Origin of the sequence: Micromonospora sp. BRA006-A (genome assembly GCF_033433935.1) — a bacterium.
GTDB classification, from domain to species: Bacteria; Actinomycetota; Actinomycetes; order Mycobacteriales; family Micromonosporaceae; genus Micromonospora; species Micromonospora aurantiaca.
The window spans coordinates 2211176-2234578 of sequence record NZ_JANCLW010000001.1 but is presented as its reverse complement, the minus strand read 5'-3'; the positions used below and the strand labels follow the sequence as shown (position 1 = coordinate 2234578).

Genomic DNA, 23403 nt, shown 5'->3' with positions numbered 1-23403 from the left:
CACTGCTGCTAGCGCTGCCAGGAGTCGAGGCCGCGGACCGCGGCCCGGGCGATGTCGTCGGCCAGGCCGGGGTCGATGCTGGTGCCCTCCCAGCCCTGGTCGTGCACGACCGTCACCGCGTCGGCGACCCGGATCACGAGGATCTGGCTGGTGCTCCGCCCCTGGGCCGGGCTGCCGTCCAGGCCGGTCGCGGGACGGCTCACCGTGACCAGCAGGGCCTCGTCCCCGGTCCCGGCCATCGGCCGGGACGCGACGGTGACGGTGCCGCCCGAGGCCTGGAACGACCGGCAGTCCGCCACCGCCCCGCGCACCCGGCGCAGGTAGTCGGCGGCGCCGGTGCCCTCGAACGCGAAGACGGTCTGGTGCAGCGTGCCGTAGGGGACGTTCTCCGGCGGATCCTTCGGCTGTTTGTAGGTGCTCATCATCGCGGCGCTCGCGGTGACCGACCGCCCGCCGCTGCGGAACTCCTTGTCGCACAGCTCGGGCAGCGCGTCGGCGGCGTCGGCCGGCTGGGCGGCGGCCTTGCGCAGTTCCGGCGGCAGGTCGACGAAGGCGGACGTCGGGATCGTCACGGGCCCGCCGCGCGACGGTGACGCCGACGGTGTGGCGGCCGTCGGGCCCGCGGCCGGCGTCGAGGTCGTGCTCGCGCCGCCGCCGTCGTTCCCGCCGCCGTCGCCGCAGGCGCCGGCCAGCAGCGTGGCGACGAGCAGGGGTACGCCAAGCGTCCGCCTCCGGCGACTCGGTGTCCTCACGTCGACCTCCGTCCCGTGCCCCGTCCCGACGACGTTCCCGATGCGGCGTCACCCGAAACAGCACCGCCACTCCCCCAACGCCCGGCGCACCTGCCGGGTTCCGGCAGGCGCGGCGGGTGTTCAGCTGGGCCGTACTGCGACAACTCCGCAAATGAGTGTTTGCGCAAAGCGATGTTTGCGATAGCGTGCGGGCATGCGCTCCGATCCGGACCTCGACCGCGCCTTCGCTGCCCTCGGTGACCCGGTCCGCCGCGCCCTGGTGACCCGCCTCGCCCGGGGTGAGGCCACAGTCGGCGAGCTGGGCGAGCCGTTCGACCTGACGCCGCAGGCGATCTCCCACCACGTCGGCGTGCTGCGCCGGTGCGGCCTCGTCGAGCAGCGACGCGAGGGCACGCGGCGGCCGTGCCGGCTGCGCGTCGACCGGCTCGCCCGGCTGAGTACGTGGATCGACGAGCAGCGCCGCGCCTGGGACGACCGTCTCGACGCGCTGGAGACGCACCTCTCCGATCCGGAGGCGACCCGGTGACGGCCCGTACCGAACGGCACGGCGACGAACTGATCGCGCGACGCCACCTGCCCGCCGCGCCGGACCGGGTGTGGGAGGCCTTCACCTCACCGTCCGGCATCGCCGCGTTCTGGGGCGGCTCGCACGCCTCTGTGCCGCCAGGCTCGGTGACTGTCGACCTGCGACCGGGCGGCGAGTTCGCGCTCGGCACCCGCGCCCCGGACGGCCGGACCGGGCGGCTGCGGTTCGTCTACGTGAGCGTCGACGAGCCGCGTGAGCTGGTGTTCGACGAGCCGGCCACCGGCCTGCGCACCACTGTCACGCTGCGACCCGCCGGGTACGGCACCGACCTCACCGTGCACCAGCGCGAACTCCCGCCCGAGTTGCGCACCGACCAGGCGGCCGACGGGCTCGCCTCGATCCTCGACGCCCTCGCCGCCCACCTCCGACACCACGACGATGGAGACGACAGTGACCCGAGCATCCCAGCGTGACCTGGTCGCCGAATACTTCGACGGCTTCCGGGCGAGCGACCACGAGCGCATCCTCGCCACGCTCACCGACGACGTCGAGTGGGTCATCCACGGCCACCGCACCACGCGGGGCCGGGCGGAGTTCGACGGCGAGATCGAGAACCCGGCGTTCACCGGCAGCCCGCGGCTCGACGTCGAACGCGTGCACGAGGACGGGCCGGTCGTCGTGGTGACCGGCGAGGGCCGGGGCGTCAGCGTCGAGCACGGGCCGTTCCGGTTCGCCTTCAACGACCTGTTCACGTTCCGGGACGGGCTGATCGCCCGGGTCGACTCCTACGTCGTCCCTCTGCCCGGCGCGTGAGCACCGCCTGACGCCCCGGTGAAGGCCCGTCGGTACGCCGACGGCGAGGTCCGCATCGCGGCGGCGAAGTGGTGCCGGAACGTCACCGCCGTCTCGAACCCCACCGCCGCGGCGACCTCCTCGATCGGCGCGGTGGTCGTCTCCAGCAGCGGCAGGCTGGCCTGGACGCGCCGGTCGATCAACCAGCGGATCGGGGTGGTGCCGGTGGCCCGCGCGAAGTGCCGCAGGTAGGTACGCGCCGACATGTGCGCCCGCCGCGCCAGCCGGTCGACGGTGATCGGGGTGTTCAGGTTCGCCAGTGCCCAGGACATGCTCGCGGCGAGCCGGTCGTCCTCCGGGTCGCCGGGCACCGGCGCCTCGATGAACTGCGCCTGGCCGCCGTCCCGGTGCGGCGGTACGACCAGCCGGCGGGCGACCGCGTTGGCGATCGTCGGGCCGTGGTCGCGGCGTACCAGGTGGACGCAGAGGTCCAGACCGGCGGCGCTGCCGGCGCCGGTGAGGATGTCCCCGTCGTCGACGTAGAGCACGTCCGGGTCGACGCGTACCGCCGGGTGGCGCCGGGCGAGCAGGTCGGCGTACCGCCAGTGGGTGGTGGCGCGGCGGCCGTCGAGCAGTCCCGCGCCGGCCAGGGCGAACGCGCCGAGCAGATCGACACGATCCGGGCGCCGCGCCGGTGCGCCGCGCGGAGCGCGCCGGTGAGCGCCGGTGACGGGTCGGCGTGCACGTCGGCGACGCCGGGCACGATCAGCGTGTCGGCGGCGGCGAACGCGTCGAGGCCGTGGCCGGTGTGCAGGGTGGCGCCGCCGACCAGCCGTACCGCGCCGGGGGTCTCCGCGCAGACGGTCAGCTCGTACCAGGGCACGTCGAACTCGGGGCGGGGCAGGCCGAAGACCTCGGTGACGATGCCGGTCTCGAACACCGACATGCCCTCGTACGCGAGCACCGCCACGGTGGCGCGGTTCATGGCGGGATCTTAGCGATCGGCGTCGCTCGCGCCACTGGAGCGGCCGGAAGACGGCCACCACGATGGGTGCCATGTCGAACGTCCTGCGCATCCCCGCCGCCCGCCCCGCCGACGCCCTCGCCCACTTCGCGGCCCGGCTCGCCTTCGAGGCCGACGTCAGCGACGTGCACGCCGACCTGGAGGCGGGTGTACCGGGCCTGGTCGTGGTCGACTCGCGCTCCCTACCGGCATGGCGGCAGGGGCACATCCCCGGCGCCGTGCACCTGCCCACCGCGGAGATCGCCGCCCGGACGGACGAGCTGGTCCCGCCGGGCGCCACAATGGTCACCTACTGCTGGGGGCCGGGCTGCAACGGCGCCACCCGCGCCGCGCGGGAGTTCGCCCGGCTCGGCCGCCCGGTCAAGGAGATGATCGGCGGGTACGAGTACTGGGTGCGGGAGGGCTTCCCGGTGCGTACCGAGGCAGGGCTGGTGCGGCGGCCCGCCGACGACCTCACCGCCCCGGCCGGCGTCTCGTGCGGCTGCTGAGGCGTGTCGGTTCCGTACAAGACGGCAGGTGGCGGCCGTTCCTAGCATTGCCGCATGCGTGATCTTGTGTACACCGGATTCATGTCGCTCGACGGCGTCGTGGACTCCCCCGGCGGCGGCCCGGGCGAGGACCACCGCAGCGGCGGCTGGGTCGTCAAGGACATCGAGTTCCTGCCCGAGGCGTTCTCGCTCAAGGGCGAGGAGCTGGCGCAGACCACGGCGCTGATGTTCGGGCGGCGCAGCTACGAGGCGTTCGCGCCGACCTGGCGCGACTCCGAGGACCACGCCGCCTACCGGGACCTGCCGAAGTACGTGGTGTCGTCAAGCCTGCCCGAGGACGCGCTGATCGACGGCTGGGGGCCGCTGACGATCCTGCGCTCCACCGCCGACGTGGCCGCGCTGAAGCAGGGCGACGGCGGCGACGTCTTCATCCACGGCAGCGCGGAACTCGCCCGCCGTCTCGCCGAGGCGGACCTGATCGACAGATACCACCTGCTCGTCTTCCCGGTGCTGCTCGGCGCCGGCAAGGGCCTGTTCAGCCAGGCGGACCGGGACCGGCAGACGCTGCGGCTGCGCGACTCGGCCGCCTACCCCAACGGCGTCGTCAAGCTGATCTACGACGTGACTCGCTGAGCCGGGTCCAGCGCGATCGCCCCACCGGCGCCCGCGCGCAGCTCGCCGGCCGTCCGTCCGACGTACCGGCGCAGCGCGCGGGCCAGGTGCGGTTCGTCCACGTACCCGAAGGTGGTGACCGCGTCGGCGGGCGGGCCGCCGGCGGCCAGCAGCACGGCGGCGCGGCGCGCGCGGTCGATCTGCCGCACCGCGCCCCGGGTCAGCCCGGTCGCCGCCCGGAACCGGCGTTCGAGGGTACGCGGTGACGCCGGTGGACGGCCCCCGCGCAGCGTCTCGGTGACGAGCGGGTCGCGGACCACCACGCCGGCGCGGACCAGCCGGTCCACCAGGGCCTCGGCGTCGTCCGGGCCGGGTGTGGCCCACCGGCCGCCGTCGAGCCGGAACGTCCGGCGGCCCACGTCGGGCAGCTCGGCGCCGCCGTCGACAAGCGCAGGCGTGGGTACCAGCCGCAGCGAGGTGCCCACCGCGAACTCGATGCCGACGAACGTCGCGCCCTCGGGCACCGGCGCGGTGCCGGTAGCGGTCTCGGGGCCGGAGACGGCCGCGTGGGAGCGACCGTCGCGCTGCCAGAACACCAGCCCCCAGCACGGCGTCGCCACCGAGGTCATCTCCTCGACCCGCTCGCTGGTGCAGGTCCACACGGTGTCGATCCAGGCCGAGTCGGACGCCCTCGTGGTGAACCGCAGCTCCACGGCAGGAGCATACGGCGACCATGGGATTCGAGTGATCCCGGATGCGACCCAGTGGACTACGGCGCGATCGGACCGGCCGTTCCTCGGTGAGGGAGGCGCCTGAGAAACGGCCGGTCCGACTTCCCGATTCAGCCGCGCAAACCCATTGCCTGACGGATCGGCCCGGCCTCCATCGGATTTGCCAGCCTCATGACGCTGATGAATCCAGTCCAAGTAGTCGCTCCGATGATCACCCGCTCGTCCAGCGCCATCATGACGAAGCCAGGTCGCCCCGGGGGGCCCCCCAATACACCCCAGTCCACTCCCTTACCTATGACGTCCCATTCGTCGCGCAGCCGCACCCGAGCCCAGTGCGGCCCCGCTGACGGCTCTCCATCGACCGGCCCGACCGAGACGAGAAAGCGCCCCTCTTCATCAAACAGCCGGCCCGTGTTCGCGAAGTTCCACCAAGCCGCGTTGGCACCCTCGATCAGGGAGGAGTCATCGAACATGAATTCGACATCCTCCCTGCCTTCCTCTTCGGTACAAGCGGAGAGCATCCAGGCCGCCGAGGCTGGGATGCCTACGGAGTCCCATTTGAAGTCGACCACGTCCACCCCGGCGGTCTTCAGGGAGCCAATGATCATCTCCGAGTTAAGCACAATTGTCACCCACACGGCCGATAAGTTGTGATCCGGTCATAGTTGTGCCCCGCCCCCGGGCGTCCACCCTTCGGGCCAACCCAACCGATAGTCCCGTCGGTCTTCACCAGAAGACGGTAGTCGTTACCGCCACCGGGAATTTCGTAGATCTTCGCACCCTTCCAGAATTTCCTCGCACCGATGGGCCCGGAGTCGCCCCGGAATTCGTCGGGTACCTTGACAGTCCGGCCGTTCACTCGGACGGGACGTCCGTTCTCCATTTTGGTGGTCATGCGTTGTCTCAGCTCGCCTCGGTTGAACGCATCGATCCCATCCTGCACCACCCGTGGCGGGGTGAGTCCGTCATTGTGAACCAGAACCGGAGTGTCACCGGCCATCACATAGTAGGTGTGCAGCCCATTGACGGTCAGGTTGAAGGCAAGCGAGGTGTGCACCGACGCCGGACGCAGGCCACCTACGTGGTCTGCCCCTCCATCGGGAGCAAGAACGAGATCTCCCGGATTGAGTTCGTCGGCCCGCTGCCACTCGCGCTCCGTCCGGTTCCAGAACGGATGATCCTCAGTCGTGACGAGGACGGCATCTCCGATCTCGAGTTCGACAAGATCGTCCAGGTGCTCCCAGACGTGCTCGACTCTCCGCGGGCCCTGCTCACCCGTTTCCGGATCCGTCGCGTGGACTTCGTCACCGACTCGAATATCATCCAGCGCCTTGACTGAGCCGTCGGCCATGAGCACCAGAGTGCCGCCGCTGAAGCTCATGCATCCGCCGCGGTTCCTGGGGCGATTACCGGCGCTCAGCCCACGACCGGCGCCCGCAGCTGCGCCCAGGGCCCCGGCCCCTCCTGGAATCAGGTCATCGGAGGGCAGCACCTCCGCCATCTTGTCGATGTAGGGGTTGTACAACTCCTGGACCCACTTATGGCAGCCGCCCGGATTTCCCATCTCGACGCAGATGTTCATAGCCAGAGCTCGTTCGCTGGCAGGCGCGAGTTCCACACTCGGGACGAGTGCATCACGCGCGAACCACGCGCCGCGTTCTTCGTTCCAGCGCCGGGTGAACTCCTCCAGCGGCACCGTGTCCGGGACGCGGATGACGTGGCCGAGGTAACGAGGGTCGTTGCGACGCTTGGGGGCGCTGCCGGTCTGCCCCCGGCTCGTGCCCCATGCCTCGTTTGCCGACGTGCCACACCCACCCGGGCAGCCCTTAGCCGGGCTGTATCCGTAGCAGTCGAACTGGCGGCAGTCGTCCGGGATAAGGCCGCTCGGATCACTCGTCGTGACCGGCGAGTTGTTGGCGTACGCGTAGCCGTTCCACTGCTGTGGGCTCGCCGGATCCTGGAGGGGGTCCAGGGAGACGAAGCGACCGGTGGTCGGGTCGTAGTTGCGGGCGCCGACCTGGGTCAGCCCAGTGTTGGTGTTGAAGGGCTGGTTGAGGAAGCCACGGTTGTCAGGTGCCGTGACGGTGGCGCCGCGCTGCCCGCCGTATGGGGTGAACTGGCGCCAGGTGGGGATCTGTGCCGTGTTGTTGAGATAGAGGGTGGGGTTCCCCTGATGGTCCGGGATCAGGTAGCTGTAGTTGGTGCCGGCACCGGTTCGGATGGCCGTCGCGCCGTTGGGCAGCGGGTAGTAGCGGACTCCGCTGACCGTGTTGGTAGTGGTGTTCAGGGTGATTTGTTGGGTCGGCAGGTAGAGGGTGGCGGTGCCGGGATCCTTCTGGATGAGGAGATTGCCGTCCGCGTCGTAGAGGAATCGGCTGTCCCCGTCCCGGCCCCCGGTCACCGCGGTCAGCTCGCCGGTCTCGTCCCAGGTGAGCGTCTGGTTGCCCTGGCCCGCGTTACGGGCGGTCATGTTGCCGCTCTTGTCGTAGGTGTACGAGGTCGAGCCGGTCAGACCGCCGGTGGTCGTCGTGCTGGTCAGCGTGTGCGGCTGGCCGGCGCCGTTGCCGTTGTAGACGTAGTCGGTGGTCGTGTCGGACCCGCCGCTGAGGGAGCGCTGGATCTGGGTCTTGCGGTTGCCGACGGCGTCGAAGGTCCACTCGGTCCAGAACGCGCTGGTGGAGCCGATGCCGCTGCCCACCATGGAGCGGTTGCCGGCGGTGGGCTGAGTGGCGCAGTTGTCGGTGGCGGTCCAGGCCGAGGTGAGCCGTCGCAGCGCGTCGTGGCGGTAGCACTGGGTCTCGGCCGCCACGCCAGGCAGGTTCCGGGTCTCGACCTGCTTGATGATGTTGCCGAACCGGTCGTACTCGTAGGCACGCTGCCCGACGTCGGAGGTGCTGGTCGTCGTCTTGGTGATCTTGCGTTGCTTCAGCCAGCCGGTGTGGTCGTCGTAGATGTTGGCCATGGTGGCCTGGCTGGAGCTGGCGTTGAGGCCTCCGCCGGTGATCCGGCCCCACGCGTCATAGTTGGTGACGTTTGCGTAGGTGGCCAGCAGGCTGCTCGCCCCGTTGGGGATCTCCAGCGCGCCCTTGTATGAATAGGTGACGGTCTCGGCTGGCAGGCCGCCGGCAGCCTGCCAGGCGTCGCTGTACGGCTTGCCGGTGACGGCCAGGTACTTGTGCGTGAAGGAGTAGGTGTTACCGAGCAGCCCCTCGGTCGCCGGGATGGTGATCGTCTCGCCGGTGGAGGCACCGAAGGCGGTGAAGCCGCCGTACTGCGTGGTGTAGGCGGCGCCGTTGCGGTAGGTGGTGGCCGTGGTCAGCTTGCCGATCGGGTTCGTCATCCCGGCAACGGCGTTGTTGGTGTTGTCGTACTCCCACTTGCCGACCTGGTTGGCCGCCGACTGGTCCTTCTTTGCGGCGGTGAAGCTGCCGGTCCTCCGGTTGATCTTGTCGTAGACGTAGGAGACGGTCTTCTCACGCGAGTCGGTGATCTCGGTGATGTTGCCGACGCCGTCGTACGTCGTGCTGCTGGTGCCGGCGACCGGGTCCGTCTTGCTGGTGACCCGGCCGAGCAGGTCGTACTGGTTCTTCCAGTCGGCTCCGCTCGCGTCGGTCAGGAACGCCTGGTTGCCCCGGTCGTCGTAGCCGTAGCTGGTGGCGGTTGTGGTGCCACCGGTCACCCGGAACGTGCCGGTGAACGCGTTCGCCGGGCTTACCAGGGTGGGCGCGGCGGTGTACTGGAGCAGCGTGGTGGCACGGCCCATCGGATCGGTTACGGTGGTGGTGACGGTGCCGCCCGGCGGCGGGATCACCGTGGTGCGGTCACCGTTGTAGACCGTGCGGGTCGACGAGACGACCAGGTTGTCGCGGGCGCTCTCGGCAAGGATCACCCGGCCCGCGCCGTCGTAGGTGTTTCTCGTCTGGTTGAGCACCTTCTTGGCGAGGTCCGGCGCGTACACCGGGGTCGTTCCGGGATCCCGCTCGGCGTCCCACCAGCCGTTGTAGGTTTCCGTCACCCAGCCGCGGCTGTCGTAGAAGGTGTCGGTGATCATGCGGCCGCCGGCCGGCGTCGTGGTCTGCGTCTGCCGGGGACGCAGTTGAGCGTCGTAGATCTGGGTGGAGATGGCGTACCCACCGGAGTTGTTCAGCGTCTCGGTGGTGGTGGCGCTCGGACCAGTCTTCTGAACCAGGTAGGTGTAGCGATAGTGGGGTGAGCTGCTGGTCGCCCGGGAGGCCGCCCAGACCGCCTTGACCCTGCCGAGCGCGTCGTACTGGCGGGTGGTCACCACATTGTTGACGTCGCTGCTCACCGTGGTGAGGTTGCGCATCGGCGTGACCGTCGTCGAGGTGGAATGCCCCTCGGCGTTGGTGGTCTTGACCGCAACGGTCAGACCGACCGAGTTGTCGGTATATGTGGTCCGGCTGACGTTGCCGTTCGCGTCGTAGGTGGCGACGGCGCGTCCGTAGCTGTCGAACTCGGCACGGTCGGTGGTCTGGTAGACGTAGGCGCCGGACTTGTAGTCCTCGGCCTTGCGCACCATCGTGACCGTGCCCCGGGTCGGCACCCTGGTCTGCGGGAAGGCCTCATCGAACGCGGGGTCGTCGTAGTAGGTCCGCGTGTGGGAGACAACCTGGCGGGGCCGGTCGACGTTCGCCGGGGCGGTCAACGTGTTGACGCTGCCGGGAACCGTGGCAGGCGAGCCCTGGGAGTAGCCGCCGCAGGCCACCGACACGGTCTCGACCTGACTGATCAGACCAGTGATGTTGGCGGCGGTGTTCGCCGGCGCGTACTTCGTGGAGGTGCAGCGGTCGTAGGCGGCGTTCACCGGCACGGTGTGGTCGTAGGAGTGCGTGATCAGCCCGAAGGTCGGCGAGTTGACGTTTGTGTCGTACGTGGTGTCGGTCTGGCTGTAGCGCCAGGTGGTGGTCTCGGACGAGGTGACCGCCTGCCGGTTCCACTTCTGGACCTGTCCCATCTTGTGGGCGGTCAGTGCGGGCAGGCCGACACGCGCACGAGTGGCGGTGGCGTCGGACACCCAGTAGGACATCACCGAGGAGGTCTCCACCGGGCCGTTGTCGCCGCGATGGGTGGTGGTTTCCAGCTCCCGCCCGGCGAGCTGGTCGAGGTCCTCGTGCTGCCCACCCGCTGAGTCCGTCACCCTGACTACGGTGCTGTTGTTGTTCTTGGACATGCCGCGGTAGTAGGTCGAGACGGACAACGTCTGTGCGTCGTTGACCCCGTCGCCGTTGCGGGTCTCGACCTTGCCGTACCCCCGGAACTGCCCGTAGGTGCGGTACTTCGCCTTGACCACCTCGTTGTCGTCGTAACGCCAAGCGGCGCCGCCGACGTAGTTGTAGCTGGTCGAGGTCTGCCGGGCACCACCCGTGGGATCGGTGGCGGTCACCCGAGTGACGGCGTACTTGTGGAACCAGTCGAGTTTCGGCGCGGTCAGACCGTCCGGCGTCCAGTAGACCGGATAGCAGGAGCGCGTGTTCGACTCCGGCGCGACGGTGACCGGCGCGGTGCACGGGACCGGCAGCTCGTAACTAGCGGTGATCTTGGCGCCGGTCTCCGTGGTGACCGTTTCGATGCGCTGCCGGTAGAACGACGGGAAGCCGCCGGCGGTGTCGACCCGGTTGGCGAGTTTCTTCCCCGTGAAGGACACGGACGGCAGGGTGATCGGCGTCGTCGATCCGCCCGAGGTGAGGTCGTGCCCGGTGCGGGTGATGGAGTCGAGCCACAGCGTGGGCGCGGTGCCGTCGCCCGTTGCCGGCATCGTCTGCGCCAGTGTGTAGGTGTCGACCGGCAGGTGCTTGCGGGCGGTCAGGTCGTACTGCTGGGTCTGGATGGAGGTGAGCCGCACCGTGGAAAAGAACGACGGGCTCCAGGACTTGCAGTCGGTGTCCTTGGCGCAGACCAGGTCGTAGGGAACGTCGGGCCAGTTGGCCTTCGTGGATTCGTTGAGCGGCTTGCAGGTGCCGGAGAGGCAGCGGTCGTCGGTGTTGAACACGACCCGGTTCGGCACGGTGCCGTAGGCACCGCCGTCGCTGAAGCCGTAGTCGACGCGGGCGAGGCTGCTGTCGCGGATGTAGGGGACGTCCGTTGCGCCCTCGTTGCGCCCGTAGTAGTTGACGTCCTGGTTGTAGAAGTAGGCCATCGCATTGCCGTGCGGGTCCTTGACGTAGTCGAGGTTCCACCGGTGAGCCATGGTGCAGACGGACGCGTCGAACCCCGCGCTGTCGTAGCAGGGGTCATCCGAGTGCGGGGAGTAGACCGGGCCGTAGTCGACGGACTTGGTCTCCGGCTTGTCGGAGGACCAGCCCGGAAGGCGGTTGCGTCCGAACTCGTAGATCGTTCCGTCGGGCTCGGTCACCCGCCAGTACTCGGTGTTGTAGGTGCCGCTGCCGTTGTTCGACCCGGTGACCCGGGTGACGACAGAGCCGTTGTCACTCTGGAGCTTCCAGACCTTCTTGTTCACGTCCCAGATCAGCGACGTCGACGAGCCGTTCAGCGACAACGTCAGGATCGGCCCGGCGTAGCAGCGGTCGTACGTCTTTTTCGGCGACGGGCTGCCGCCCGGGTTGTCCTTGCACGAGACGAACGTCTGCTCGACGTAGTTTCGCGGCGTCGACCAGCCGTCGCCGACCCAGGACGCCTGCGCGTTGGTGGCGACGGTCTGCCCGTCGACGGCGCTCGAGTCGTAGGAGAGGGCGATCTGCGGCGCGAGCTTCGACCGCGACGGCGGCAGGGTCACCGGGTACGAGTAGCTGAACGATCCGGTGCTGCCACCGGCGCTCCACGATCCGGAGGGCTTGAGGTCGGTCGCGGCGTAGGTGCCGCCCTTGCCGCCTTCCTCCCCCGCGCCGGCGACTGCGGCGACGAGCATCTGCGCGCCGGTCTTCGACACGGCGGCCTCCAGGGGGATCTCGGCGGAGACGGTCCTGGTGGCGGTGTCGTTCGTGGACGGCAGCGGCTGCTGCTTACGGCACTCGGCGCGCTGCGGGGTGTCCAGCGCGCAGGCCGGCAGCCGCACCAACTTCAACCGCAGACCGTAGTTCCCGCCGTACGCCTCGGCGAAGGAGTCGTAGTCCACGCCGATCCGCACGGTGCCGGTGGTCTTCGCCGAGGAGTTCGCCTGCGGCGTGACGCCCACGAGCAGTCCGTCGACGCCGGTCGCGGTGGCGGCGGTGCGGTCGAGTACACGCACCTCCAGGCGCTGCGGACCGGTGTAGGCGGCACGTCCCTCCGCCACCGGGCTCACCCAGACCGGGGTGCCCGCAGCGCGGGCCTTGGACGCGCCGGACGAGGTCTTCGCGACGCCACTCAGGTCGACCTGCGCGGCGGCTGCCCGCGGCCAGGTCGTCCTGGTCGGCTTGAAGCTCGTTCTGGCGTCGTTTCGGGGTGTCACGAACCGGCTGGGCAGAGGCTTCACCCCGTCGACCGACCTGCCCGGCGACGGGACCGGTGGCCGGGCCACAGTCGGTGCGGCTGCGGCGGGCGTGCCGACCAGCACCCCCGCCGCGACGATTGCGGTGACGACTGACGTGACCAGCCGCCTGCGACCCGTGAAGAGCCGCGATCCCCCGTGCCTGAGCATGCGTGTCCCAACCTGAGTACGGATGAGGTGACCACACGGGTCATCGATGTCGCTCACCCCCGTGGCGCGATCAATGTGCCACGTCTCCGACCGATACAAGATCACGAATCGGTAACACGGGCCCGCTGGCACCGGCGCAAAAGCGTCGCAGCAAGTGCGAAAGGGACAGCGCGCTGTAACGAAGAACATTCCCCGAGCCGGGTTCCGCTGGTTCACTGTGCCCGCCATCGGACGCGCGTCCGCGCGTCCCTCGACACGGGGGAGATTTCGTCATGCCCGCAATCCGGCCTCCACGCCGAACGAGGGCCGCCTCGTTCGCGACTGCGGCCATCCTTCTCGTCAGCACCGGCGCCGTCTGGCCCGGCGCGATCGTCTCCGCGTCACCGGACGGCTACGCCGGCGCGCCGGTGCCGGCCGGCGCCGTCGACGCCCCGCTGGGCGTCGAGAAGGCGTTGGCCCGGGCACGCCGGACCGGGAAGTCCGTAGAGGCGACCGCGACCGGCACGTCCACCTCTGTCGTCACGGCCCTGCCCAACGGCCAGGTTCGTCTGACCCAGCACGCCACGCCCATGCGGAAGATGGTCGGCGGCATGTGGAAGGACCTGGACGCGACACTGGTCCGGCACCCGGACGGCTCCATCGCCCCCAGGCTGACGACCAGCGAGGTGAGCATCTCCCCCGGCGGTTCGGCGCCGCTGGCCGAACTGACATCCGGTGACCGCACCCTCACCGTGGACGCACCCGTGCCGCTCCCCGCGCCGACGCTGTCCGGCCCGACCGCCACCTACCGGCAGGTGCTGCCCGACGTCGACCTGGTGGTCAGGGTCGACCGCAACGGCGGCTTCTCCCACGTCTTCGTGGTGCACACACCGAAAGCCGCCGCCAACCCGGCACTCCGAACTCTGACCCTCGGAACCAAGGCGAACGGATTCACCCTCGACGTCGACGGCACCGGCAACATCGCCGGCCGGGACCGGGCCGGCGCCACGGTACTGTCCGCGCCCGCGCCGATCATGTGGGACTCGAGCGCGTCCGGGGCCACCGGCCCGGCCGCCCGCAGCGCCCCGAACTCGACCGCCGCCGCGCCCGGCCGGGCCGCACGGACGGCGCCGATCAAGGTACGCATGCAGGGCCGGCAGCTTCATCTCACTCCGGATCAGGCCCTCCTGACCGGCCCGAAGACGACGTACCCGGTGTACATCGACCCGACGTTCACCTGGACGCCCGCCGGATCGTCCCGGGGCGGCTGGGCCAGCATCTCCTACCAGCACCAGTCCACGAACTACTGGATGACCACGCCTGATCCGGCCGACCGGATGCAGGTCGGCAACTCGGGCGTACAGCGCTCGAACACGCTGATCAACTTCTCGATCCCGGTGAGCACCCTGACCAACGCCGAGATCAACTCGGCGTACTTCAAGATCACGAATACGCGGTCGTGGAGTTGCGACCCCAAGCAGGTGAACGTCTACGCACCCAACACGGTCTTGAGCAGCAGCAACGCCACCTGGAACTTCTGGGAGGGCCAGAGCGCCGGGCCGCTGGCCGCGTCCAAGAGCTTCGCCTACGGATACAGCGGGTGCGCAGCGAACGGCGTGTCCTTCGACGTCAAGGCCCAGATCCAGCGGGACATCAGCGACAACCACAAGACCCGCACCCTGTGGTTGAAGGCGGCGAGTGAGGCGAGCGACCCGCAGAGCTGGAAGGAGTTTCTGGAGACGAGCCCGACGCTCGAGATCCAGTACAACCACAAGCCGAACAAGCCCACCGGCCTGACCACCTCGCCGAAGACCACCTGCGCAGGCGGGTCGACTGTCGGCGACGCCTCCGTCTCCCTCTACGCGCCGGTGTCCGACCGCAACGGCGGTGTCCTCGGAGTGTCCTTCCGGGTCACCCGCAAGAGCGACGGGGCGGTGGTCGCGACGTCCGACCCGAACAAGCTGACCTCCGCCTCGGGTGCCACGTCGGTACTCGTGGTCTCACAGGCCACCCTGCGCCAGTACGCCGGCTACACCGGCCCGGGCACCGGCGCGGTCACGGCCTTCACCTGGAGGGTCCAGGCCACCGACTTCCGTACGGCGGGCGACTGGTCGGACACCTGCACGTTCAACTTCGACCCGACCCGCCCTGGTCACCCCGAGGTGACGAAGCCGACGGAGGCGGTCATCGGCCAGCCGGCCAGCTTCACCATCACGGCGGCCGGGGGCACCACGCCGAGTGGCTACCTCTACCAGCTCAACGCCGGCGCGCCGGTCCAGGTGGCGAACGCCGGCGCCGACGGCACCACGGTGACGATCCTCCCCACCCGCTACACCAACACGCTCACCGTCACCAGCCTGTCCCCCGGCGGCAACATCGGCGACTCCGAGAGCGTGACCTTCAACGCGGATCCGGCGGCCCTGGCTGCCGACGGTGACATGACCGGTGACGACGTGCCCGACCTGGTCGCCACCGGCGGCGTGAACGGGTTGCCGGCCGGGCTCTGGCTCACCGAGGGCGGATCGGACGGGCCGCCCGCACCCGCGACGAACATCGGGGCCAAGGGCAACGGCCTGACGAAGCCCGGATCCGCCAGGGACTACGACGGCGCACAAGCCGTCACCGGTCGGTTCTCCGGTTACGCGCTGCAGGACGTGCTCGTCTACTACACCTCCGGGCCGTTCGCCGGCGGCGGCACTGTGCTTCGCACGAACGGCGACGGGTCGGTCATCCAGCCGTCCGCGGACGACACCCAGTACACGATCCAGCGCGAGGCCCTCACCGACGAGGCTGGAGAGTCGCCGTTGCAGGTGGCCAACGCCGGTGACGCCCGGGGCACCGGATCGTGGCACAACGATCTCATCGGGACCAGCGGAAACGACTCCGTCGGCTACTCCCTCACCTACTACCCGTCGACCGGCGCCGGGATGTTCCAGCAGGTCACCCGCACCTCAGCCACCACACCGGACGGCGGTGTCGACTGGAACAACTGGACCATCGCCACGGCGCAGGTGACCACCAGCACCGGCACGAGAACGGCGATGTTCCTCTGGAAGCGCAGTACCGGCGCACTCCATCTCTGGACCGACATCGGCATCGACATCGACAACGGCCAGATGACCTACACCCCGTACGTGATCGCCGCGTCGGGCTGGAACACCGGCGCGGCCGTGCGCCTGCGGGCCGCCGACGTGAACAACGACGGACACCCGGACCTCTGGGCGATCGGTGACGGCGGCCTGAGCAAGATCTGGCGGGTCACCGGCCTGACCGGTGCCGCGGGGACCATCACCGCCGAGACGGATCGCAAGATCCTCACCGCTGACCACGCCTGGCACTTCGGAGAAGCGACGGAAGGGCCGGCGAGCGCCGTTCCGGCGCAGGACGCAGTCGGAAGCCTGGCGGCGACGGGTAGCGGGGCGGCGGCCTGGCACTCCGGCGACCTGTTCGATCCGAGCATCGACCTCGACGGCGTCGACAGCACACTGACCACGGCGTCGTCAGCAGTGACCACCAACGCCGAGTTCTCGCTGTCGGTCTGGGCGAAGCCCGACGCCAGCGGCGGCACCGTCGTCTCCCAGGACGGCGTCAACACCGCGAGCTTCCGGTTGTGGGCCGAGGCGAGCGACAACTCCTGGCGGTTCGCCATGTCGCGCAGCGATGTCGCGAGCCCGGTCTGGGACACGGTCAGCAGTGGCGCCAACACCGTACGGCTGGGCGCCTGGACGGAGTTGACGATCACGTTCAAACCGGCCGGCGGAAACCTCAGCAGCATGTACCTCTACGTCAACGGGCGCGGTGTCGGTTCGGCGGCGCACTCCACCACCTGGCACGCGGACCGGAGCATGCGCTTCGGCGGCACACGCACCGGGAGCGCATCCTTCGGTAGCTACTTCAACGGTCAGTTGTCGACGGTTCAGACGTGGAAGTCGGTGGTGCTCAGCCCGAGCCCGGCCCAGCACGACCTGACCGGCGACGGCAAGCCGGACATCGTCACCGCCGACTCGGCCGGCAACCTCTACCTCCGGCCGCACACCGGCGGCACCGGCATGTCCACCTTCGGCACGCCGGTGAAGATCGGTGTCGGCTGGGGAAGCCTGCGTTGGGACATCTACGACTGGACCCAGGACGGGCTCGCCGACGTCATGATGGTCGACACGGTCGGCGACCTGTGGGCGTACCCGAACGCCAGCGGTGCGCCCAGCTCGGGCAGACGTGCGCTGGTCGGTTCGATGTGGGGTGATTACACCCACGCGACAGGTAACGCGAACCGCGCCGCGAAGCCGGATCACTTCGGGATCAAGAACTCGACCGGCGAACTGTTCTACTACCCGAACGGCTGCTGCAAGGTCCTGGTGGGTCGCTCCGGGTGGTCGAACTACCGCATCTATCCGGCCGACTTCAACCGGGACGGACTCGACGACCTCATCGCTATCGATCCGGCGGGGGACATGTTCTGGTACCCGAACACCGGACAGGCCGGACGGGTGATGTTCGGTGCCAGGAAGCAGATCGGTAATGACTGGGGCCCGTACCGGGTCGCTGTCGCCGACATCAACTCCGACGGCCTCCCGGATGTCCTCGGTGTCGACTCGAGTGGGAACGCGTGGGTCTACACGGGCCGTCCTGACGTGAGCCTCAACAACCGCTACCAGGTGGCCAGCGGCTGGACCACCACAGTGGTCAAGGCGATCGGCTGAGCCGAACGGAACAGGATCCGGTGCCCGGCGGTGAGGACCGCCGGGCACCGGATCACCCTTTGTGAAGCGGCACGACCAGCGCCGGTCCTGTCGGCCGCTCTAGCGGGCGGGGGTCTCGTCCCGGGCGGGGTAGCCGAGGATCTCGGCGAGGTCACCGGCCGCGGCCCGGTAGGCGGCGTAGATGTCGTCGTCGAAGTGGTTGCGCCAGTCGCCGGACGCGCCCTTGCGGTAGTGGGAGATCCGTCCGGCGGTCTCCTTCGACTTCTTCATCTTTGCGGACCAGCCGGTCCACCAGGGCCTCGGCGTCGTCCGGGCCGGGTGTGGCCCACCGGCCGCCGTCGAGCCGGAACGTCCGGCGGCTCACGTCGGGCAGCTCGGCGCCGCCGTCGACAAGCGCAGGCGTGGGCACGAGCCGCAGCGAGGTGCCCACCGCGAACTCGATACCGACGAACGTCGCGCCCTCGGGCACCGGCGCGGTGCCGGTAGCGGTCTCGGGGCCGGAGACGGCCGCGTGGGAGCGACCGTCGCGCTGCCAGAACACCAGCCCCCAGCACGGCGTCGCCACCGAGGTCATCTCCTCGACCCGCTCGCTGGTGCAGGTCCACACGGTGTCGATCCAGGCCGAGTCGGACGCCCTCGTGGTGAACCGCAGCTCCACGGCAGGAGCATACGGCGGTCCAGGTGGGGATCATTCGCTCACCGCCTCGCACGGTCCTTCGCATTCCGGAAAGGGCCGTCGAGATACGAAGGTGGAATGGACCGGTTGGGTGAGCGTTGCGCGCAGTGTGCCGAATCGCTAGCGTCGCGGGATGACCGACGAGCCACCGGTACGGGTCGCGCTGCGGGTCGATGACGTGACGGCGGCCTCGACGTTGTATCAGAGTTTCGGTTTTGTCCCGGTGGGCACGGTGCCTGGCGCTGATGGTGGTCTCGCCATGGCAATCCTCCGGCGGGGTCCGTTGCAGTTGCTGGTCGACGCGCTGGTCGGCATCCCGTTCCCGGACAGCGCCCGGGAACGTCAGACGAAGACCGGCCCGCGCGGGCTCGGCGTTGTCATCGGGCTCGAGGTTGACGACATCGACGAAGCGGCACTGCGGTGTGAAGCTGCCGGCTGCGTCATCACTGCCGGCCCGGCGAACGCACCGTGGGGAGAGAGGTACGTCGAGTTCGAGGATCCGTTCGGCTATGCCTGGAAGTTCTTCCGGGTGACCGACTCGACGCACGACGGCTTGCAGTCTGTCCACGATCTGTGGTTCGGGCAGGCGGGCTCGTGAGGCGCACCCTTCCGGGCAGTACGAACACCGTACCGCCGTCACCGCTCTACCGGGCTGCGGACTCCTGCCCGTTCCGCTCGTCGTCGCGGGCGGGGTAGCCGAGGATCTCGGCGAGGTCACCGGCCGCCTTCGTGTACGCCGCGTAGATGTCGTCGTCGAAGTGGTTGCGCCAGTCGCCGGACGCGCCCTTGCGGTAGTGGGAGATCCGCCCCGGCGTTTCCTTGGACTTCTTCATCTTGGTGAAGCTGTAGCGCGCCAGCAGCGCCTCCAGCTCGGCCGGCGGCAGCGTGATCCCGCAGTGCCGCAGGAGCTGGTCGACCTCGTCGGCCTGCCGCTCGCCGGTCAGGTCCTCGTAGCGGAACAGCCGGAACGTCTCGTCGCTCGGCGCGACGGCCCAGGAGCGCATCTGCCCGAACTGCTTCTTGTCGCGCAGGCGGTCGATGACGTAGAGCATGCCCTCCTTCTTCGGCAGTTCCTGGAGGGCCTTGCGTGCCTGCGGGATGTCGCCCATCGGGGCGTGCGAGTTGCGCAGCGAGAAGTAGCTGGAGACGACGACGTCGCGCGGGTCGCGGATCACGAAGAACGCGCGGTAACTGCCGGCCTTGGGCACCGCCTCGAACCGCTTGTGGGAGAGGAAGATCGCCAGGCCGATGCGGCCGGCCGGCACCGGCGCGGTCGCCCCGCCGGCGTAGAAGCGCGGGTCGTAGGGCAGCATCCCGCAGTGGCGGTAGACGGCCGGGTCGCTGAACAGCGCCTTGATCCACTGGCTGCCGGTCTTGCGGACGGTGCAGTGGAAGATGTTGTCGAACTCGCTACGTGCCACTACCGGAACGGTGAGTCGCATGCGGGCGTTGCGCGCTTCCATCTGCGCCCGCCGGGCCTTGACGCGCAGAGAATTCGGCGAATTGTGCTTGGCGAATTCGACGGCCCGATTAATCATTTCCCAACCTCATCCGGACCCCGCGGAGCAGGGGCAGCACGAACACCTTTCCGCACGTCACGCAGGTGAAGTCCGCAGACTTCGCCTGCTCCGCCCCGCGCCCCGACGCGCCGCTAGGAATATCCCCGACGGTCCGATTAATGTCAATCCCGGTCGGCTGAGAGAACGCTGAAAGTCTACAATTTCTCTAGGAATTGCGGAATAAGCGCGACGGGGCAGCAGCGCCCGCCCGCACCCCGGCACAATGAGCGCCGTGCTCACCCCCACCCGCGATCTGCTGACCGCCCTCGACCCGCTGTCCCACCCTGACCGGACGCGGCGCCTCGTGGCGTGGGCACGCACCGCGCCCGACCGTGCGCAGGTCTGCGCCGACCTGCGCCGGCACGACAGCTACGAACGGCGTCTCGCGCTGCTCGCCGCGCTGGCCACCCGGGACACCGCGGCGGTCCTGGCCGCGACGTACGATCCGGAGCCCGCGATCGCCGCCACCGCGCTGACCGCCGCCGTGCGGGCCGGCGTGACGCCCGCCGACCTGACCGACCGGCCGGCGAACGCGCGGCGGCGGGTCTACCGGGCGCTGCGCCGCAACCCGGCGCCGGCAGTCGCCGACGCACTGATCATCGGGGTTCGCGAGCGGTTCGGCGACCACGAGGCAGCCGCGTTGCTGCCGGCCTGCGGCCCCGAGACGGTACGGGCGTGGCTGCCCGACCTGGAACACGCGCTGAACCCGGAACGGCTGATGCGGACGCACAGCGACATCGTGCTGGCGCGCACCGGTGAACGGCTCGCCGCGGCCCCGCCCGAGACGCGCGGGCGGATCTGGGCGGAGGCCGCCGGCGCGGTGCTGGGCGGTGATCCGGCGCGGGCACTGGACCTGCTCGACGCGTACGCGCCCGAGGAGTCGCTGCCCGGCCCGCTCGTCGCGTACGGGCGGCTCGCCGCACACGACGCGCGCCGGGTCGTACGCCTGCTCACGTCGCCCGGCCGCACGACCTGGCTGGCCCGGATCGTGCCACCCCGGGCGCTGCTGCTCCGCGTCGCCACGCTGCCCACCGGTGAGCTGATCCCGCTCGCCGCCCGGCTGCGGGACCACGACCGGGCACTCGCCGCGTTGCTGCGCGCCGTGGCGCCGAGCCGCCGCGCCGAGCTGTACGACGCGGCGCTGGCCGACACCGACACCACGGCGCTGCTACCCGGCACCGCGGTGATGGAGATGCTGCCGGCGGCGGTACGGGCACGCGAGGCGGCCCGTGTGCTGACCCTCCCGGCCGTGCGCGAGCGGGAGGAGCAGGTGCGGTTCTGGAGCGCGTACCTGCCGTGGCCGCAGGCGTCCGCGTCGGCGAGCGCTGCGCTGCGCTCGGGCGACGCGGAGGAACGCGCTGACGGCTGGCGGCTGCTGGTGGCGGCCGCGCGGCGTTCCCGCGATCCGCGCACGGTGGCCCAGGTGGTGGTCCGCCTCGGCCGGCTGCGCAACGAGCAGGACCCGGTACGCGCCGCCGCGCTCACCGCGCTGGCCACTGTGGCGCCGCTGCTCACCGCCATGAGCGCGGGCGGGCTGACCGGGCTCACCACCGACGCGGTCGACGCACGGGACACCTCGGCGACCACCACCACCGCGTTGAGCCGGCTCGCCGTCGACGTCCTCACGCTCCACGTGGACGTGCCGGAGCTGGCCGAGTGGGCACTGCGCACGATCGACGCGGTGAGCAGCGACGCGAACGTGCCGGTGCTGCGCCGGCTCGACACGGTGCTGCGGCACGGCCAGGAGCGGGTGGTGTTCGACCGGCTGCGCGGCCGGATCGAGGCGGGCATGGCGCGCGGCCGGTACGGGCTGCTGTTCGCGCTCACCCACGCGCTCGGCCGGCGGGCCTGGCGGCTGCCGGAGCTGCAGGACCTGCTGCGCCGGGCGATCGGGCCGGACCCCCTGCCCACAGTGGCCCGTACCGCGGTCGGCCTCTGGCTCGACGACCCGCGTACCCGATCGCGGCGCGTCGCCGAGGTGCTCGACGTCGACGCGTCGGCGGTGGCGCTGGACGACGTGTGGACGATCGTCTGCACCTCCCGCACCGACCTGCTGGACCGGGTGCTGGACCGCCCGCCGCGCGGCCGGTTCGTGGAGAACGGGAAGCGGTGGGTGCCCGGCCCGGCCCCGCGGGCGCAGCGGTGGCTCCCCCGCCAGCAGGAACGCTACGTGGCGCTGCAGGCCCGCGTCGTCGCCGACTCCGGGCACCGGGTGTGGCAGCGGGCGGCGGCGATCCGGGCCGCCGCCGGCGCCGGTCCGGCCGGACGCGAGCTGCTGCTGCGCCACGTCGACGCGTCCGAGGTGCCGGTCGCCGAGGCGGCGCTCGGCGCGCTGGTCTGGACCGACCGGCCGGACGAGGCGTTCCCGCTGCTGCTGCGGTACGCCGACGGCGACCGGGCGCGCGTCGCGCTGTACGCCGCCGGACGGGCCGCCCGCCACGTCCCGCCGGCCCACCTGGCCGAGCTGCTGGCCGGGGTGCTGACCGGCGCCGCGAAGGTCACCAGCCGCAAGGAGGCCGCCCGGCTGCTGGCCCGCTACGCGCACGTGGACGCGACGGCGACGCTCGCTGAGGCGTACGCCGGTCCGGGCACGCACCGCGACGTGCGCGCGGCGATCGTCTCCGCCGCCCGGCAGCGGCTGGGCACCGAGGCGACCTGGGCCGTGCTGCGCGCGGCGGTGCACGCCGGCCGGGAGGAGCGGCGGGCGGTGCTCGGCGCGTACCCGTCGGGGATCTCGGAACGCCACCGCCGCGCCTACGCCGACCTGGTCGCGACGGCGTGCCGGGCCGACGACCGGGAGGTCCGCCGCGCCGCGTTCGACGCGCTCGGCGAGTGGTCGCCGTGGCTGACCGGCGTCACCGACCTGGTCGTGGACCGGCTCACCGACCCGGACGAGACGACGCCGGGCATCGGGGTGGCGAACCTGCTGCGGGCCGGTGGCGACGCGGCGTTCCGGGCCGCGCTGACCCGGCTGGTGGAGCGGGACGCCGCCGACGGCGACCCGGGTGGCCCGGTGACCGACCGGCCGGCCCGGCGGCGCGTCGAGTCGCTCGCGGAGGGCGCGGCCCTGTGGTCCGACAGCCGCCCCGCCGGCACCGACCGGGCCGGGTTGGTCGAGGCGGCGCGGTGGCTCGCCGGGCAGGACTCCTTCCTGGGTACGGCCACCGGGCTGCTCGTCGACCTCGGCCGCCTCGACGACCTGGACGAGGTCGCCGCGCTCTGCGCCGGCCGGCCCGTGGTGGCGGTACGCACCGCGCAACGCGTCGGCGATCGTCTGCTCACCATGCGGCGGCGGCCCGATCCGGCGGCCCTCGCCGGCACGGTAGCCCACCTCGCCGGGCGCGGCGACCTGGCCGGTGGGCTGTTCGCGGTGGCGCTCGTCGCGCACGGGTCGGAGTTCGGCTGGAAGACGCCGTGGCGGGACCTGCTGACCGGGTTGCGCCGTCACCCGGACGCCGACGTACGGGAGGCCGCGTACACGCTCGACATGAGCTGACCGGGCCGGACGTCGCCCTATGCTCGGGGCGTGACGCTTCAGCGGATGGACCACGTCAGCGTCGTGGTCGACGACCTGCCGGCCGCGATCGCCTTCTTCACCGACCTCGGGATGGAGGTGGAGGGCGAGATGCCGGTCGAGGGGCAGTGGGTGGACCGGGTCAACGGCATCGACGGCGTGCGGGTCGACATCGCGATGATGCGGACGCCGGACGGCCACGGCAAGCTCGAACTGACGCGGTTCCGGGCGCCGGCACTCGTCGCCGCCGAACCGGCGGACGCGCCGCCGAACACGCTGGGCCTGCGGTCGGTCATGTTCGCCGTGGACGACGTCGACGACACGGTGGCCCGGCTGCGGGCCCACGGCGGCGAGCTGATCGGTGAGGTGGCGGACTACGGGGACGTCTACCGGCTCTGCTACCTGCGCGGCCCGGCGGGCGTCATCGTGGCGCTGGCCGAGCAGCTGAGCTGA

General features: G+C 70.6%; 14 protein-coding genes and 3 pseudogenes. 9 read left to right on the top strand and 8 right to left on the bottom strand.

Annotated features, from left to right (window positions below; translation table 11 throughout):
• Positions 1-8: 8 nt before the first annotated feature.
• Positions 9-752: a hypothetical protein gene (locus tag NMK34_RS10685; RefSeq protein ID WP_318333243.1), complete on the bottom strand. Its 744-nt coding sequence runs from the start codon at positions 750-752 to the stop codon at positions 9-11.
• A gap of 193 nt (positions 753-945) precedes the next feature.
• On the opposite strand from NMK34_RS10685, the gene NMK34_RS10680 reads away from it, so the two are divergent.
• The 3 genes from NMK34_RS10680 to NMK34_RS10670 are packed head-to-tail and all read left to right on the top strand — an operon-like array spanning position 946 to position 2091.
• Complete coding sequence (locus tag NMK34_RS10680; RefSeq protein WP_318333242.1) at positions 946-1278, top strand: metalloregulator ArsR/SmtB family transcription factor; 333 nt, start codon at positions 946-948, stop codon at positions 1276-1278.
• The gene (locus tag NMK34_RS10675; protein ID WP_318333241.1) at positions 1275-1751 is read left to right on the top strand and encodes an SRPBCC domain-containing protein; all 477 of its coding nucleotides are present in this window, start codon (positions 1275-1277) and stop codon (positions 1749-1751) included. The genes NMK34_RS10680 and NMK34_RS10675 overlap by 4 nt, the downstream gene beginning before the upstream one ends.
• On the top strand, positions 1729-2091 hold the full coding sequence (locus NMK34_RS10670) for a nuclear transport factor 2 family protein (RefSeq protein WP_318333240.1): 363 nt from the start codon (positions 1729-1731) through the stop codon (positions 2089-2091). The genes NMK34_RS10675 and NMK34_RS10670 overlap by 23 nt, the downstream gene beginning before the upstream one ends.
• On the opposite strand, the pseudogene ftrA reads toward NMK34_RS10670, so the two are convergent.
• Positions 2064-3055: pseudogene (gene ftrA / locus NMK34_RS10665) on the bottom strand (transcriptional regulator FtrA). The gene NMK34_RS10670 and the pseudogene ftrA overlap by 28 nt on opposite strands.
• Positions 3056-3117: 62 nt before the next feature.
• Between ftrA and NMK34_RS10660 the strand changes: the two are divergent.
• Together NMK34_RS10660 and NMK34_RS10655 are read left to right on the top strand one after the other, a co-directional pair.
• The gene (locus NMK34_RS10660) at positions 3118-3582 is read left to right on the top strand and encodes a rhodanese-like domain-containing protein (protein WP_318333239.1); all 465 of its coding nucleotides are present in this window, start codon (positions 3118-3120) and stop codon (positions 3580-3582) included.
• A gap of 54 nt (positions 3583-3636) precedes the next feature.
• Positions 3637-4215 (top strand): dihydrofolate reductase family protein, encoded by a 579-nt coding sequence (locus tag NMK34_RS10655; RefSeq protein ID WP_318333238.1) that lies wholly within the window; start codon positions 3637-3639, stop codon positions 4213-4215.
• Here the strand turns inward: NMK34_RS10655 and NMK34_RS10650 are convergent.
• The 3 genes from NMK34_RS10650 to NMK34_RS10640 form a co-directional block, all read right to left on the bottom strand.
• Positions 4197-4907: a helix-turn-helix domain-containing protein gene (locus tag NMK34_RS10650; RefSeq protein ID WP_318333237.1), complete on the bottom strand. Its 711-nt coding sequence runs from the start codon at positions 4905-4907 to the stop codon at positions 4197-4199. The genes NMK34_RS10655 and NMK34_RS10650 overlap by 19 nt on opposite strands.
• Before the next feature lie 128 nt (positions 4908-5035).
• The gene (locus NMK34_RS10645) at positions 5036-5557 is read right to left on the bottom strand and encodes a hypothetical protein (protein WP_318333236.1); all 522 of its coding nucleotides are present in this window, start codon (positions 5555-5557) and stop codon (positions 5036-5038) included.
• Positions 5554-12738, bottom strand: a complete 7185-nt coding sequence (locus tag NMK34_RS10640; RefSeq protein WP_318333235.1) for an RHS repeat-associated core domain-containing protein — start codon at positions 12736-12738, stop codon at positions 5554-5556. Before NMK34_RS10640 ends, NMK34_RS10645 begins: the two co-directional genes overlap by 4 nt.
• Positions 12739-12794: 56 nt before the next feature.
• Between NMK34_RS10640 and NMK34_RS10635 the strand changes: the two genes are divergently transcribed.
• Positions 12795-17201 carry an FG-GAP-like repeat-containing protein gene (locus NMK34_RS10635; RefSeq protein WP_318333234.1) on the top strand — a complete coding sequence of 1469 codons (4407 nt, stop codon included), beginning with the start codon at positions 12795-12797 and terminating at the stop codon, positions 17199-17201.
• 99 nt (positions 17202-17300) lie between these two features.
• Here NMK34_RS10635 and NMK34_RS10630 read toward each other — a convergent pair.
• Positions 17301-17477 (bottom strand): annotated as a pseudogene (locus tag NMK34_RS10630) (sulfotransferase); the annotation flags it as partial.
• Positions 17476-17859 (bottom strand): annotated as a pseudogene (locus NMK34_RS10625) (AraC family transcriptional regulator); the annotation flags it as partial. The pseudogenes NMK34_RS10625 and NMK34_RS10630, both read right to left, overlap by 2 nt.
• A 151-nt stretch (positions 17860-18010) precedes the next feature.
• Between NMK34_RS10625 and NMK34_RS10620 the strand changes: the two are divergent.
• A complete protein-coding gene (locus NMK34_RS10620; protein ID WP_318333233.1) occupies positions 18011-18475 on the top strand; it encodes a VOC family protein in 465 nt (154 codons plus the stop codon).
• Positions 18476-18521: 46 nt separating this feature from the next.
• Here NMK34_RS10620 and NMK34_RS10615 read toward each other — a convergent pair whose 3' ends face one another.
• The gene (locus NMK34_RS10615; protein WP_318333232.1) at positions 18522-19415 is read right to left on the bottom strand and encodes a sulfotransferase domain-containing protein; all 894 of its coding nucleotides are present in this window, start codon (positions 19413-19415) and stop codon (positions 18522-18524) included.
• Between the two features lie 244 nt (positions 19416-19659).
• Here NMK34_RS10615 and NMK34_RS10610 point away from each other — a divergent pair, with 244 nt between their 5' ends.
• Both NMK34_RS10610 and NMK34_RS10605 read left to right on the top strand, forming a co-directional pair.
• Complete coding sequence (locus NMK34_RS10610; RefSeq protein ID WP_318333231.1) at positions 19660-22932, top strand: hypothetical protein; 3273 nt, start codon at positions 19660-19662, stop codon at positions 22930-22932.
• Between the two features lie 45 nt (positions 22933-22977).
• Entirely contained in the window at positions 22978-23403 is a 426-nt protein-coding gene (locus NMK34_RS10605; RefSeq protein ID WP_318336315.1) for a VOC family protein, read from the top strand.